Source organism: Rhodococcus sp. (in: high G+C Gram-positive bacteria), from assembly GCF_049286785.1.
GTDB lineage: Bacteria > Actinomycetota > Actinomycetes > Mycobacteriales > Mycobacteriaceae > Rhodococcus_F.
Map to the genome: position 1 here is coordinate 1 of NZ_JBAQEO010000078.1, position 13,416 is coordinate 13,416.

15 protein-coding genes and 1 pseudogene are annotated in these 13,416 nt (G+C 67.5%); 10 read left to right on the forward strand and 6 right to left on the reverse strand.

Annotation, left to right across the window (positions count from 1 at the left end):
* Positions 1 to 227 precede the first annotated feature (227 nt).
* Positions 228 to 542 carry a hypothetical protein gene (locus WAW17_RS02780; RefSeq protein WP_422331493.1) on the forward strand — a complete coding sequence of 105 codons (315 nt, stop codon included), beginning with the start codon at positions 228 to 230 and terminating at the stop codon, positions 540 to 542.
* A 283-nt stretch (positions 543 to 825) separates the two neighbouring features.
* Here WAW17_RS02780 and WAW17_RS02785 read toward each other — a convergent pair whose 3' ends face one another.
* Both WAW17_RS02785 and WAW17_RS02790 read right to left on the reverse strand, forming a co-directional pair.
* A complete protein-coding gene (locus tag WAW17_RS02785) occupies positions 826 to 1,386 on the reverse strand; it encodes a hypothetical protein (protein WP_422331494.1) in 561 nt (186 codons plus the stop codon).
* Positions 1,387 to 1,828: 442 nt separating this feature from the next.
* Positions 1,829 to 4,186 carry a TOTE conflict system archaeo-eukaryotic primase domain-containing protein gene (locus WAW17_RS02790; RefSeq protein WP_422331495.1) on the reverse strand — a complete coding sequence of 786 codons (2,358 nt, stop codon included), beginning with the start codon at positions 4,184 to 4,186 and terminating at the stop codon, positions 1,829 to 1,831.
* Between the two features lie 67 nt (positions 4,187 to 4,253).
* On the opposite strand from WAW17_RS02790, the gene WAW17_RS02795 reads away from it, so the two are divergent.
* Positions 4,254 to 4,412, forward strand: coding sequence for a hypothetical protein (locus WAW17_RS02795; RefSeq protein ID WP_422331496.1), 159 nt, complete (start codon positions 4,254 to 4,256; stop codon positions 4,410 to 4,412).
* A 298-nt stretch (positions 4,413 to 4,710) separates the two neighbouring features.
* On the opposite strand, the gene WAW17_RS02800 is transcribed toward WAW17_RS02795, so the two are convergent.
* Together WAW17_RS02800 and WAW17_RS02805 are read right to left on the reverse strand one after the other, a co-directional pair.
* Positions 4,711 to 6,057 (reverse strand): helicase-associated domain-containing protein, encoded by a 1,347-nt coding sequence (locus WAW17_RS02800; RefSeq protein ID WP_422331497.1) that lies wholly within the window; start codon positions 6,055 to 6,057, stop codon positions 4,711 to 4,713.
* Positions 6,058 to 6,065: 8 nt separating this feature from the next.
* Positions 6,066 to 6,374, reverse strand: a complete 309-nt coding sequence (locus WAW17_RS02805; protein ID WP_422331498.1) for a calcium-binding protein — start codon at positions 6,372 to 6,374, stop codon at positions 6,066 to 6,068.
* A 651-nt stretch (positions 6,375 to 7,025) separates the two neighbouring features.
* Here WAW17_RS02805 and WAW17_RS02810 point away from each other — a divergent pair.
* From WAW17_RS02810 to WAW17_RS02820, 3 genes are all read left to right on the forward strand, one after another.
* On the forward strand, positions 7,026 to 7,199 hold the full coding sequence (locus WAW17_RS02810) for a hypothetical protein (RefSeq protein WP_422331499.1): 174 nt from the start codon (positions 7,026 to 7,028) through the stop codon (positions 7,197 to 7,199).
* A gap of 561 nt (positions 7,200 to 7,760) precedes the next feature.
* Positions 7,761 to 8,354 (forward strand): helix-turn-helix domain-containing protein, encoded by a 594-nt coding sequence (locus WAW17_RS02815; RefSeq protein WP_422331500.1) that lies wholly within the window; start codon positions 7,761 to 7,763, stop codon positions 8,352 to 8,354.
* Positions 8,351 to 8,983 (forward strand): RES family NAD+ phosphorylase, encoded by a 633-nt coding sequence (locus WAW17_RS02820; protein ID WP_422331501.1) that lies wholly within the window; start codon positions 8,351 to 8,353, stop codon positions 8,981 to 8,983. Before WAW17_RS02815 ends, WAW17_RS02820 begins: the two co-directional genes overlap by 4 nt.
* A 7-nt stretch (positions 8,984 to 8,990) precedes the next feature.
* Here the strand turns inward: WAW17_RS02820 and WAW17_RS02825 are convergent.
* Positions 8,991 to 9,309: pseudogene (locus WAW17_RS02825) on the reverse strand (hypothetical protein); the annotation flags it as partial.
* Between WAW17_RS02825 and WAW17_RS02830 the strand changes: the two are divergent.
* Both WAW17_RS02830 and WAW17_RS02835 read left to right on the forward strand, forming a co-directional pair.
* Positions 9,291 to 9,560: a hypothetical protein gene (locus WAW17_RS02830; RefSeq protein WP_422331502.1), complete on the forward strand. Its 270-nt coding sequence runs from the start codon at positions 9,291 to 9,293 to the stop codon at positions 9,558 to 9,560. The pseudogene WAW17_RS02825 and the gene WAW17_RS02830 overlap by 19 nt on opposite strands.
* A gap of 450 nt (positions 9,561 to 10,010) precedes the next feature.
* Positions 10,011 to 10,313, forward strand: coding sequence for a hypothetical protein (locus tag WAW17_RS02835; RefSeq protein WP_422331503.1), 303 nt, complete (start codon positions 10,011 to 10,013; stop codon positions 10,311 to 10,313).
* A gap of 137 nt (positions 10,314 to 10,450) precedes the next feature.
* Here WAW17_RS02835 and WAW17_RS02840 read toward each other — a convergent pair whose 3' ends face one another.
* Positions 10,451 to 10,888: a hypothetical protein gene (locus WAW17_RS02840; protein ID WP_422331504.1), complete on the reverse strand. Its 438-nt coding sequence runs from the start codon at positions 10,886 to 10,888 to the stop codon at positions 10,451 to 10,453.
* A 124-nt stretch (positions 10,889 to 11,012) separates the two neighbouring features.
* Here WAW17_RS02840 and WAW17_RS02845 point away from each other — a divergent pair, with 124 nt between their 5' ends.
* From WAW17_RS02845 to WAW17_RS02855, 3 genes are all read left to right on the forward strand, one after another.
* Positions 11,013 to 11,198 (forward strand): hypothetical protein, encoded by a 186-nt coding sequence (locus WAW17_RS02845; protein ID WP_422331505.1) that lies wholly within the window; start codon positions 11,013 to 11,015, stop codon positions 11,196 to 11,198.
* A 264-nt stretch (positions 11,199 to 11,462) separates the two neighbouring features.
* Positions 11,463 to 11,807 (forward strand): hypothetical protein, encoded by a 345-nt coding sequence (locus tag WAW17_RS02850; protein ID WP_422331506.1) that lies wholly within the window; start codon positions 11,463 to 11,465, stop codon positions 11,805 to 11,807.
* The coding region (locus tag WAW17_RS02855; protein WP_422331507.1) for a hypothetical protein at positions 11,804 to 13,416 on the forward strand (1,613 nt) is incomplete at its 3' end. The genes WAW17_RS02850 and WAW17_RS02855, both read left to right, overlap by 4 nt.

Sequence of the window (13,416 nt, forward strand, 5' to 3'; positions counted from 1 at the left end):
ACCTACGAGATGCCCTTCGGGATGGTTGAAAAGGTTCTGTGAGAAGTCCAATTCTTCCACCACGACAGGGCATTTCGCCGTTACGACACGCTCACCGACCCAACCGAATCGGTGCATCCAGGTTAAACAGGACGGCTATCTCGGATCTGTCGCTTGGTGACCACACGATCGGAGCTTCCACCTCCGCCGTGCTCTAATGGGTCGGTGATGACCTTGACGCAGCTCTGGTGGCCGTACTCCTAGCCGAACTGGTCGCCGAGGGCGAGCCCAACGACGACGCACGCGACATCCTCGCACCTTGGTTCAAGGCACTCACGCTCGCGTACTCCACACTCCGAGAGCGGCAGGAAAGCGGAGTGGATCTGTGCGCTCGGTGCGGTACCCCCGAAACGCTGCGCGTCATCGAAGGCGACTTCGTGTGCAGCATGTGCGTCGAACAGGGGGAACCGCAGTACATCTGCCGGTACCCTGCGACGGGGACGCGCGCCCAGAATGCTTGGTTGCTCTACCTGGACCGACGGGGACTATTGCGAGGGCTGTGAGTGTTACCGACTCGTGCAGGAGAACATATGCGGCACGGACGGGTGCGAGAACAGCCTGGAAGATGGTGAGGGTTACGACGGGATGTGCGGTGATTGCGCGGACCGACGCGAGTACGGAACCGGCAGGGACTGCCCGCACCCGCGGAGCGCAACATACCTGGACGCCGCCGGTTCGATGCGATGACGCCATCGACGTAGCGTGGTACTGATTGCCCCCTGAAGCCGAGAGTCAGTGCCCCGCACTCGGAGGTGTCGTTCCCTGAAGCTGCGCCTGGCGGGGGTGCTACCCGGCCGCGACCGATGTGTTGGCCCGGGCGGGACCGAATATCGCGACGCCACGGGCGGCTACCGCTCGGGCGTTGTCACGCAGGACGATGCGGGTGTTGCCGATGGCGTGCACCTGGGCGTCGCCGTGGGCGTGGACGGCGGCATGATCGTAGGCGTAGACGGTGGCGTTCTCGCCGGCGGCAACCTGCGCGTGATCCATGGCGGAAACGACGGCACGGTTGTGCGCGCTGACCCGGGTGCGATCGAAGGCGTCGACGGTCGCAGCGGTGTAGGCGTGGACGCAGGTGTGCCCGAACAGTTGGGCGAAGGCGCCGCCGGTAACCACGATGACCGGCCCGTGTTCCTCCGACCGATCTGCGGCATCGGTGATCTGCACGCGGGACGCACCTTCGATCCGGAGAGTGACCCCGTCCGGAAGGTCGTACAGTTCGACGATAACGTCGGGTGAGCTGTCGAGAACCACGGTTTTTGCACTCGCAGCCAACCGGGTCTGCACGTCGTCCACAGTCCGGCAGGGTGTGCGACGTTGCGCGGACGCGGATCTCGTGGCCTTCATAGCGTCAATCTAACCCGGCGACTGCACTTCTTCCGTCTGGTCGTGGTGGTGTCACGGGGTGGCGACGAAAATTCCGTGGTTTGCAAAGGCGGTGCCACCGCCGTCTCGGTGCGACCGCACTCATCCGGATTGATGGCGGCGGCGATTGCCGTTTGTCGTTTGCATGGCGGAGTGCATGTGCCCCGCTGGGTCGCGGCGTCAGCGTCGTCCACGGGGAGAGCCGAACGGTGCCGTTGCGCCCGCAGGGTGGGCTGGCCGCTGAAGACTGGCGCCGATGACTGCGGGCGAAGTCGATGCCCGCGTGCCGCGCGGTGATCGCTTCGGAGCCGAGCAGGTCATCGTGATGGCGGCGGAGTCGAGCAGGTATTCCTGCTCGTGAAGTTCGGCGCTTCGAAAATGGTGGTCAGTGCTCTCTGGGGCCTGCGGCCCGCTGGCACGCCGGTCAGGGCAGCTGCTTGCGTGGGTCGGGGAAGCCGAGGGAGGTGTATCCGGGCGCGCGTTTGCGTAGGGAGGAGGCGAGGACGGGGGTGAGTTCGTCGTGGTAGTCGTGGACGGTCGCGGTGGTTTTGCCGGGGTGCGCTCGGGTGATGCGTCCGACGTATTGGACGAGGCGGCCTCTGAACGAGACGGGGGCGGCGAGGAACAGGGTGTCGAGGGCGGGGCAGTCGAAGCCTTCGCCGATGAAGGAGCCGGTGCCCAGGATCAGCAGCGGCGGCTGGTCGGGCCGATGGGTGGCGAGGTCGTGGGTGATCCGTTGGCGTCCGCGTGCTTTCATGCCCCCGCGGAGGGTGATCGGGGTGCATCCGGCGTCGGTCAGGGCTCGGCTCAGGGCGTTGAGGTGGTCGACCCAGGTGGTGAGTACCAGGATGTTGGCGCCGTTGTGGTGGGCGGCGAGGATGTCGGTGGTGATCTGGTGTAGTCGGTCGTCGTCGGCGATCAGAGTGCGGTAGATGGCGGCGATTCCGCCGGGCTGGGTGGGGTCGGCGTCGCCGGTGTAGCGGAATCGGGTGGGGTGCAGGTGCGCGGCGGGGTGGGGGACGGTCGCATCCGTTGCGGCGGTGGGTAATTCACCGGCGGCGGGGACCTCGAGGGTGTGGCGGTGGGTGCCGAGTTGGTGGTAGATCAGGTCGTCGAGCCGGTCGCGTCGGTAGGGGGTGGCGGTCAGGCCGAGCCAGTATTTCGCGGGGACACGGTCGAGGACGTCGGAGAACGCGGACGCGGCGACGTGGTGGCATTCGTCGACGATGACGAAGCCGTAGCGGCCGGTCAGCTCGTCGACGTTGCCGCGGCGGGCCAGGGTGGGCAGCAACGCGATGTCGATGATGCCGGTGGTTTTCGTTCGGCCGCCGCCGATCTGTCCGCACTTGATGTCGAGATGGGTGCGCAGCCGGGCTCGCCACTGGTCGGCGAGGGCCTTGCGGTCGACCAGGATCAGCGTCGTCGTGGCCCGGGAGGCGATCGCGGCGCACGCGATGACGGTCTTTCCGGTTCCGGGTGGCGCGATCAGCACCTCGGTGTCTTGGGCGACGAGTTCGCGCGCTGCGACCTGCTGTTCGGGCCGCAGCTCGGTGGCGAGGCGGAAGTCCTGCGGTGTTCCGGCGACGCGCTGGTCGTCGATGTGCAGGGTGCTGCCGGCGGAGTCGACGAGGGTGGTCAACAGGGGCAGCAGGCCGCGGGGGAGGACGAGGTCGCCGTCGACGGTTTCGTCGTAGCTGCACAGGAATCGTGGTGTGTCCCAGGTGCTGCGGTGTGCCCGTTGGCGGGCGTGGAACTCGGGGTTCGGGATGGACGCGGCGTGTTTGACCGCCGAGATCCCGGCCGGTCCGAGATCAGCGGCGGTCAGTTGCATGCGGGCGGCGAACGATGCCCGGATAACTGGGGCGGGCCGCGGCACGATCGTGGTCGAGGTCGGTAGCTGCAACCGGCGGACCTCGTGGCCCGTTTTCGGTGCAGGCAGGCGTGTGGCGGCGGCGGTGACCTCGTTCGCGGACAGGCGGGCGACGGACGACAGGTAGGCCCATTGGTCGTCGAACGGTTCGAGGGTGGCCGGGTCGAGGAACACGGTGGTCCCGTGCCGGCGGCGGGTTCCGTTGAGCGGGGCGGCGATCAGGTTCCCCATCCCGCGCCCGGTGTGCACGTCCTGGGACGGGAACAGCCGGTCATAGCTGGTCAGGCTCATGTTGCCGCGCAGCCGGATCGCCTCGCCGAGCAGGCTGGTCGCGATCCGACGTGCGAGCGCAGCCGGGGTGGGGTGAGCGAAGAAGATCCACACGTGCGCGCCGCGGCCGGACTGCGATACCTCCAATGCCGCGGGTAGCGTGTTCGCGCGGGCGGCCTTGAGGTAGGCGAGGGCGTCGAGCAGGGCGGTGTCCTTGTCGAAATCTGCGCTCACCCACCAGCAGGTGTCGTCATCGCTGAGGGGGTAGAGCCCGATGTGGTGCTCGCCGCGCAGGTGCTTGGCGACGACCTCGGTGGTCAGCGGCAGATAGGGTGCGTCGGCTCTGCTCATGCCCTTGACCCAGCGGCCCTCGATGGCAGGCATCCATCCCGACCTGCCGTCCCGGCGGTTCTCCCATCGAACTGCGTAAACATCGGTGCGGCATCGAAACAGGTCGGCGAAGAACCGGACCTTCTCCTCCGGTGCGGATCGCATGTCCACCGGCGCTCCCGGGGCTCCGGTCAGCGCGGCCTGATCCGGATCGGCGGCGCGGGCCTGCTCCTCGGTCAGTTCCAGCAGCCGCCGCAACCGCGCATTGTCCGCTCGCAGGGTGTCCAGTTCTCCCGGATAGCGTTCCTCCACGGTGCCAGTGTGCGATGCACCGGCCCGACCGGTCGACCCGAACGATCGTCCAGGCAGGTGGCAGTCGGTGTGGCCGGGGTTCGAGGTCGGCGGCGCCCCCGGCAAGCACCTTGGCGGCGTCGCGGTGGTGACCTGGTCGGTGCTGGCACCACTGTTCGAGCGCGTGCTCGCCGACACCTCTGGTGCGGGAGGGAGCCGGCGGCACCGGCCGGGTTCGGGAGCGTGAACGGGTACCTCGGGCGGGGCCAGCCCGACCGATGTGTTGCGGTTGGCAGGGTCGTCGCGGCCGGGGACGAGGGCCCTCTGTCATGACCTGTGCGTCCGGTGTCGGTGAGCAGGAGCGACGACCACACGACGGGCACGGCTTGTTTCTGGTGGTGGTGGTTTCTGTAAAAAACGTGAATCATCGTCGGAACGGTTTGTGCCTGTCCCGGATCTTGTCGGTCATCGGACGAGATGGCGGGGTCGGGGCCGCGACCGGGCGACTACACCGAGGCCCTGCCCTCGTGGTGTTGCGTCCCCGCTCAGGGCGGGTTCGGCCCGGGCAGGGCATAGCCGAGTTTCAGCAGGGCCCTGCGGAACTTCGGTTCGTGTTCGAGTGGGACCGCGAGGTGGCGGTCGCCTACCAGGCGACACAGCTTCCGGAGGGTGCGGTCGCGGGTGACGAGTGCGGCCAGTGCCTCATCGGCGCATTCGATCACCCGGGCGTGACCGAGGTCGGTCAGCTGGGTGGCGCGTCGGGTGATGTCATCGATGAGGGTCGTCAGCGAGCTGGGCAGCTCATGGTTGGTCCGCTGGGCCAGGAAGGTGATGAGGTCCTCGAGGGTGCGATCGGTATCGATCGCAGACAACAGACCCGCGGCGGTGATGGTCCAGACCCTGTCCGCGGTGTGCTCGGCGTAGCCGGACAGCAGAAGCTGATCACCGGGGGGCACGGTTCCGGTGGCGACGACGTCGAGATTGGGCAGGACCTTCAGCACCGCGGTTGTCTTGTCGTCGGTGGGCGGGTGGTAGGTGTCGGTCAGGCCGATGGCGTAGCAGCCCAGGTCGGTGAGCCGGATCGCCTGCAGTCCGTCGTACCTGCTCAGCGCGTCCAGATCGTCGCCGCCCCAGTTGCCGTGGAAGTCCGATCGGGCACCGGTGGGGTGGAGGTAATCGAGGTCGAGCAGTCCCAGCGTGCCGGCGTACTCGAACAGCACCGCGGCCGTGTAGCGGCCCTCCAGGATCTCCCACCGGTGGTAGCCGTCGTAGCCCAGACTGCCGTACTGGGAGTCGACGAGATAGAGCTTCCACAGCGCCATCTCGCTGCGGGCGACGGTGGGACTCATCCCTTTCCGTCGCATGGTCGTGAACAGGGAATCCACGCTGATCCACTCTCCGGGTGGGCAGCTTGCCAATGCCTGCGCGACCGTCTGTCGGCGATTCTTGGCCGAGGTGAGGACATTGCGTGCGCGCTGGCCCTTGATCTGCTCGACTCGGCTGAACTCGTCGATCACCGCGTGGGTGAGCCAGCGCTGCCACAGTTGCCGGATGACCTCGGCCGGCGGCCGACGCAGGGCGGCGCGGCCCTTGGGGGTCAGCTGGAGGCGCCCGCCCGCGATCGTGGCGAGTCCACCGGCCTGGATGATCAGCGGCCACGCGAACGACGCGATCGGGTCGTCAAGGTAGAAGTCGCCGTGCGCGAGCTGCGAGCCCACGGCGGCGACCGTCGCCGCGGAGGGGCGGCGGGTCTTCTCGCTGCACCGCAGTTCACCCGCCGCGCACAGCTGCAGCACCGTGTGCAGGTTCAGTGAGGCCTCCTGCCCTGTCGCCCGTATCCGGTGCTCCCCGACCGCGCTCAGGGGTCCGGTGTCGCCGGTGTGCACACTCATGTCCTCACCTACCCCAGCCAGTGACGGTATGCCTCGATCCACTCCGTACCGGTGGGCGGAGGCGTCGGCAATGGCAGATCGAGGAGGGGGATGCGCTGTCGCGACCGGCCACGGGCGCAGATCACCACGATGTGTTCGTCGGCGAGGTCGATGCCGGACACGGTGACATCGGTCCCCAACACACATGTCTGGAACGGCAGTTCGAGATGCTCGTCGAGCATGGTGTAGAAACCCGTGACGCATTCGCTGTCGTTGTAGCAGTCGACGGTGGCCTCGGCCACCAGGGCCTCGAGCGTCGCACGATTCGGTGACCTCACCGCGCCGAGGATAGCCCGACGCCAACCAGGCGTCCGGCCCGGTCCGCACCAACGGTGCCACCCCGGCCGACTGATGGCGGCGTATGGTTCACGCCAGCTCCCATGGTCCCGGCCGTTCTCCACGACACAGCGCTCGCTCAGGTGGGGGATGCTTCCCGGCGCGCCACCAGTGTCGGGGAAGCTGATGGCGCTGCTGATGTGCGTCACCTGGTTGCACCCGCTGGTTGGGGGTGCCGAAATTGTGGGCTCAGTCATTCGATCGGCGGTGCGCCGCTGTGGTGGAGAGGCCGTCCCCGAGATGCTGGTTGGGTAGTCGCTCGCTGGCCTCGCTGCGTGGGCGGGGGTTAAGCCAGGGTTAAGCCTGGAGTGGGAACATTGTGGACTGTGAGGGCCCCGAGGACGTGATGCCACTGATGGTGATGACGGCGTTACTCGGCGGAGGTGTCGTGTCTCGGCGATGACGTGGACGACGCTCGCGGATCCGTGTTTTCCTACTCGGCGACGTTTGCTCGTTGTGGGCCGTCGGATGCCACCCGCTGGTGCCGGACCTCGGCCTCTGCGTCGATCAATGACGCGGGACGACTGCCCGGTTCGCCCGTTGGCGGGTGTCATTCGGGGAGTTGCCGGCGGATGACGTCCGCCATACCCGGAATGGTGAACGTGATGCGGCCTGTTCAGGTGACGGATCAGGTCTTTCCTGATGACGGTGTTTCGTATGTCGCCGACCGCCGTGGTGACGACACCCATGGCGGCGATGACGTTGCCGGATCGGGGTTCTCTTCACCGAGCGCGGGCGCGCATGTTTCTGCATTCCGCGGTCGCTGACTCGATACCAACTGGAGGGGAAGGAGCCGTCGTCGAGGGCGCGGCGTCCGTCATCGACCGCAATGTGGGCGCCGGCCTGGCGGAAAGGGCCGCGCTTCGCTCGAGCGCGGGCGCGGGCGCGGGTCGAGATTGCTATCGCCGAGGCGGCCGGCGTGGATCCGCGCCACGAGATCGATCGCGCACGCCGCCCGGGTCTGACGCCGTGGGGCACAACCGACGAGGTAGATCGGAGCGGTCGTTGCGGCCCCCGGCGGCGGGGAGTCGCCACCGATGCGCAGCGGCCGGGGAGTCAGCAGCTCGCGATCTGGTAGCCCGGAAACCGGAATCGAGCAGACGAATCGCCACAAGACGTGCCTTATCGAAACAGGTTTCATTACCGCTGGTAACCCTGCCGCTGCCTCGGCTCGGCTTCGGACTCCCGAAGCTGTCCAGGGCGACATGTAGCTCGATGAGATGAGAATGCTGCAATGCAATGTCGTGCTGCATCGCGCCACCCCGCAGGCGCCCGAGTCCGGCGACTCTAATGTGCACACCAGTGCACAAGCGAGCTAAGATGTGCATATGTGGTCGTTGGAGAATGTGGATTCGCTCGACGCGCTGCTGGCCAAGCATCACGTCGACCTCACCGCCCGCGAGATGCTTCGCGAACTCGACGCTGCGCTCACCGCGGTACCCGCCGCGTCGGACACGTTGTCGGCCGGAGAGATTGAGTTCCTCCGCGCGCACGCCGGCGAGGGCGTCGGCGAAGTCCTCGACCAGTGGTCGCCGGTGGCCGAGATCCGCGCTCGCGCGGTGGAGATCGCGCGGCAAACCGTGACGGCGCTCGCGGATTCGCTGGATATCAAGGAGGCAGCGGAGCTGCTCGGCATCGACAGGTCGGTGGTGTCCCGGCGGCTCACCGCGCGCACGCTGTGGGCGTTCGATCTGCACGGGCATCGCCGCATCCCCCGATGGCAGTTCGTCGGCGACGATGTCTTGCCGGGGCTCAGCGCTGTCGTGGAGGCCATCCCTTCGATGGCCAGCCCCGTGTCGGTGGCCGCGCTCATGCACACCCCGCAACCCGACCTCGGCGACCGGACCCCGCTCGAGCATCTGGCCGCGGCGGCGGACCCCGCACCGGTGGTCGCACTCCTGGAATCCCTCGACACCTGGTGAGCGGTCGGAACCCGAAGACCCCGCGGGCACCGCGGACGCCGCTCACCTTGAATCCGGAGGACATCCTGGCCTACGACGGTGTTCTGTGGCGGATCCACCGCACCACCGGTCCACACGTCGTGTCCTGGCGGACTCTGCGCACTTACGGACCGATCGCGTCCATGCGCTACGACCCGCATCCCGGCCCCGCCGCGGCAGCGACCACCATCGGAGTCCTCTACGCCGCCTGCGATGTCGCCACCGCGCTGGCCGAGGTGTACCAGGCGACACGAACGATCGACACCACGATCGGAGCGCCTGCCCTGACAGGGTGGCGCCCGGGCCGTCCCCTGAATTTGCTGAACCTCACCGAAACCTGGCTGGTACGTAACCAAGCCTCGTACGCATTGCTTCACGGACCGCGTACCGTGTGCCGCACCTGGGCGCGCGTCATCCACCTGACATGGCCGCATCTCGACGGTCTGTACGTATCGTCCACCATGACCGGCCTTCCGAATGTCGTCCTGTGGAACCCCGCCGTCGACTCGTTCCCAGCCGACCCCGAGTTCACTCGACCACTCGATCATCCGCGCGTGCGGCCGATTATCCGCACCGCCGCACGCGCCATCGGATACGCATCGACGGTCTAACCGAACCTCACCGACCCCGCGTCGTTGTGCCGGCCGGCCGGCCGGGTCGGGCCGTTGTGGCGATGGTGATCTCGGCTCGTCCATCGATGGCAGATAGCTGGTAGTGCGGGTAGGTGACCACCTGTCGAGACGCGAGGGAACCCCCTGACGGTCCGTGTCGAGGTAGTAACGGACGCGAGCCGCCCGCGTCGATGACCGCCGGTGTCCGGGTCGACGGCTGTCGACGGCGAGGAAGTAGCCCTGCGCGGCGTCGCCGTCGAGACGACCACACGCGCCCACTCGGCGGGCTCCGCGGGCGGCAGATGGCGTGGCCGGCCCGTCGCGGCTCGACGGCACGACCGGGCCGGTCGTCGGTACTCGGTTCAAGGCGGTCAACGCCGTCGGCAGTGGCCCGGCTTGGAGTAACAAACCCGTAGTTATCGTCGTGGATTTGGCCGGCGAGTTCGCCTTTGAGCGCACCGGGAAATTCATCGGCATCCTCGAATGGCGCTACCGGTTCGAATCGGAAGGCGGCAGCGCGGGTGACCGAGTCCTACCGGGTCGTTGCGCCGATTACGCCGTTCGGTTTGGTTCGTGATCGGAACCCTGTACGAATCAAGAACAACAAGGCGGTGCTGCGGTCGGGAATGGAGCAGACCCTGGAACGCATCCAGGCCGTCATCGAACACCGAACCGACCCACGCGCCGGAAATAGGCCCCTCTGCACCGCCGCGCCACGCGCACGGTAGCCGAAGGCTTCGATGTTGCCGCCGCCGACTTACCGCCGCATCACCCGACAACCGGCACCGTGCCTGACAGTTTCCGTGAAACCCTGACAAACAGTTCCAGGAGTCACAGTGCCATGGTGGGGTTCACGCGGATTTCCTCTGACGGGCTTTGCGCGCGGACCTCACTGGGCGGGCTGAGGGAGGCCACCACCTCAAGACTCCCGCCCTGCAGATGGGGCCCGGATCGACCTCACCCACGCCCTGGTGCCGGCCGGCGCATACGAGGATGAGGAACTCATGCGCAAGCGAGAGCTGGGGAAGTGAAAATCGTCGACGCGAACGCACTGTTGTACGCCGTCGACATGGACGCGCACCACCATGCGGCCGCGACCCGATGGCTCGACACGCGCTGTCCCGGCCGAACCGATCGGATTCGACTGGATCGTCGTCGCCGCGTTTTGCGGATCAGCACCAACCCGATCAGCACCAACCCGAGCGCATATCTCACTCTGCTGACCGTCGAGGAGGCTCTCGACGCTGCCGCAGCCTGGCTGGGCGAACCGTCTGCGGTCGTGCTGACGCACCCGGGGTCGAACACCTCACCGCGCTACGAACCCTGTTGACACACTTGGGCACGGGCGAGACTTGATCGACAACGCCCACCGTGCCGCCCTCGCCCTCGCCCTCGAGTAGCGGGCCACGGTCGTCACCTTGTGGCAACGACTTCGCCGGGTTTGGTGCGTTTGCAGCAGCCGGAATCCTAGAGCCCCAATGCCTCCCGCAGCCGGTGCGCGCTCATCGTGCCCGGCCGCTCCTGCTGTGGGAAGGAGTCGAGCAGCCGGATCAGCTCGTCGCGGCGGGTGTGGTCGTCGGCGCACTCGCGCGGTGTGTGACCGCCGAGGGCGGGGATCGAGTCGTCGAGCCACTGCTGCACGTATCCGCGGATGTGCTCGTCGAGCGCCGCCGCGATCTCGGGATCCTCGGGGTCGACGGGGTGCACCGGGCGAACACCCTTTTCCTGCGCCTGCGCCTGCGCCATCAGCTCCGCTGAGGGCGTCCGGGTCTGCTCGCCCAGTCTCGCCTCGTGATCGGCGGCGCCGACGGCGACGACCAGCGACTCGAAGCGCGGCTCGTTCATCGCCTCGACCTCGAGCACCCAGGGTTCGGTGTCCCGCGCCAGGTTCAGCACGCCGAGCACGCTGCCCTCGTCGGTCCAGGTCCAAACCGATACCCCCTCGAACCGCGTCGGGGTCCGTCCTCCCGGATGAGGGGGTGTGAGCAACACTTTCGGCAACGATCCACCGTCAGCAAAGGAGGGTAGGGTGCCCAGCCTCATCTTCAACGGCGTCACCTACGACATCAGCCACACCAGATTCGAGGCCACCCGCGAGCTGCTCGCACGGTTCGCCGAGGGACACACCATGGGGGTGGCCATGTCCCTTACTCATGGTGGCGCTCGACACCACCTGTTCATCACGCCCGGGGTGCCCATCACCCTGGTGGAATGACGAGTCCGGCCGCGATCCCCGGCGAGATTCGCCGAGGGGGCAGCGAATCCGAGGTTGTCGGGGTCATGACGGTTTCCTGCGCTGGACGGGCCCGCACAGTGTGTCCGACTATGTCACCAGCGGTGCCAATGCCATCGGCCGTAACATCCCGTCCCGTTCTGGGCGCAAACATGCATGCAAACTTGCCAGCGAAGGTGCGTGCGCAAACGCACGTAGTGGGTATCATGATCCTCGGCAAGTACTGCGGCACGCGAGTGGGTGGGTATGGCAAAGGTGGGAAATTCCGAAGGCGGCGCCCGCCGCCCGATCGGGGGCGCACGCGCAGGCGCCGCTCGGTCGGGGGAGCGCGGTCCCGGTGCGGAAGACTTCGCTGGTGCGGGAACGCCGAGTCCGGAGTTGACGGCGAAGTTGGAACCGCGGAAGGGACCGACGAAAGTTCCGCTCAATACCCGGGTACTGGCCTCGACGGAGGCCCGGTTGAACTGGCTGGTGAACAATCGCAAATCCACGGTGACCAACGTCGTGGACGTTGCCCTGCAGGAGTTCTTCGACCGCTACAGCGTCCCTCCGGCAGATCTCGACGGCCGGATCGCCGAGCAGGAGTCATGAGCGGCCGGGGGGAGCAGATTCCTCTGTTCACACTGCCCGAGGTGACCCTGACGACCTCTCCCGATTCCGCCGATGACGCTGTCTGCGTCGCAGCCGATCAGGCGGGCTCGGAGCCAGCCGTTGCCGCGCACTCCGAATCGTACGAGCAGTGGGAAGTCGCCGAAGCCGAAGACGCCCCGACCCCGCATTCTCCCGAGGTGGACAGCGGCGCGGCCGGCAGCGACGCGGCCGACCCGCCGGTGTGGGAAGCGCTACCGGCGGGGGAGGAGGCGGACGGGCACGCGCTGATCGTGACAGCAGCCGGGACGTACGCCCCGTCCGGGCGGGAGCTGACCGGGCCGGTCGACTCGGTCGAGAAGCTCGACAAGCTGATCCGCTGGGCCGCCCTGACGCCGTTGGGGGCTCCCGCACAAATCTGGGTCGTGGGGGTCGACGCGTGCGAACAGCTCGGATGGATCATCGATCCGGGCAGCGAGGACGACGTCGATGACATGGAAGCCTTGCGTACCCGTGCCGCCACCGAGCTGACCGCCGTTTTGCAGGCGGCCCTGACACCGTTGCTGGTGGCAGGGTGGGAGCTGCGCGGCGATCCGGGGCACGTGGTGCACCTGTCCCGCACCATCGGGAACTCCACCTCGATGGTCGATGTGATGATCGAGCCGTATGTGTGGACCTATTGGAACAAAGACTTCGGCTGGCACAACCGGGTCGGCGACATGGGCATCCTCGGATCACCCACAGCCGGAACGTATCTCCCGGACGACGATCTCCCGGCCGCGCGTGAGCTGGGCCGCCGGCTGGCATGGTGCGCCAAGCACCTCGGTGTGCTCCCCGGGCCGACGCCCGCGCGCACCGGTGCCGCCATCGTCGACAAGATCAAGCGTGAACGCACCCGCAGCGGCAAAGGCATCGTCGTCACCACCCCCGGCGCCGTCCCACCCCTCGACGGTGCGCCCCGCGGAGACCTCGAGCCGGCCGTCGGCTGGACCCGTGTCCCAGAGGCAAGCGAACTCGACGACGCACACCGGTTGGTGTCGATCGACCAACGCGCCGCCTACCTCGCCTCGGCCGGCATGCTCGAACTCGGCTACGGGCAGCCCAAGCATCTGACCGGCGCCGCTGCCGCCACCGCGGCGGTAGGGGAGAAGGGCGCCCCGTTCGGGCTGTGGCGGATCACCCTGCCGCCCGCGCAGACGCTGTCGCTGCCCGAGAAGCTGCCCCTGCCGCACCCGCACATGCTCACCGGCCAGCCGGTACAGACCTGGGTGAGCACGGTCAGCCTCGACGGTCTGTGCGCACCGGTGGCCGACGGGGGAATCGGCGCGGACCTCGACGACCTCGAGATCACCGAGGCATGGGTCTACCCCCAGCAGGGCCGCGTGCTGGACAAGTGGGCGAAAATTTTGCGCGAGGCCCGAAAGGCCGCCGTGGACACCGAGGAGGCGGCAATGAAGGGGTTCATCGGATCCTGCTACAAGGGCTACCTCGGGCGGATGGTCAACCCGGACATGTGGACCGCGAAGCAGATGCAACATCATCACCAACCTGTGTGGCGTGCGTCGATCATTGCGCACTGCCGGTGGCGCGGCCGCCGCGTCGCGATGCGAAT

Excerpts from the sequence above, each read along its gene's own strand:
- WAW17_RS02785 (WP_422331494.1), bottom strand. The coding sequence starts at position 1,386 with ATGAAGGCCACGAGATCCGCGTCCGCGCAACGTCGCACACCCTGCCGG.
- WAW17_RS02800 (WP_422331497.1), bottom strand. The coding sequence starts at position 6,057 with ATGAGTGTGCACACCGGCGACACCGGACCCCTGAGCGCGGTCGGGGAG.
- WAW17_RS02810 (WP_422331499.1), top strand. The coding sequence starts at position 7,026 with ATGGTGAACGTGATGCGGCCTGTTCAGGTGACGGATCAGGTCTTTCCT.
- WAW17_RS02815 (WP_422331500.1), top strand. The coding sequence starts at position 7,761 with ATGTGGTCGTTGGAGAATGTGGATTCGCTCGACGCGCTGCTGGCCAAG.
- WAW17_RS02850 (WP_422331506.1), top strand. The coding sequence starts at position 11,463 with ATGGCAAAGGTGGGAAATTCCGAAGGCGGCGCCCGCCGCCCGATCGGG.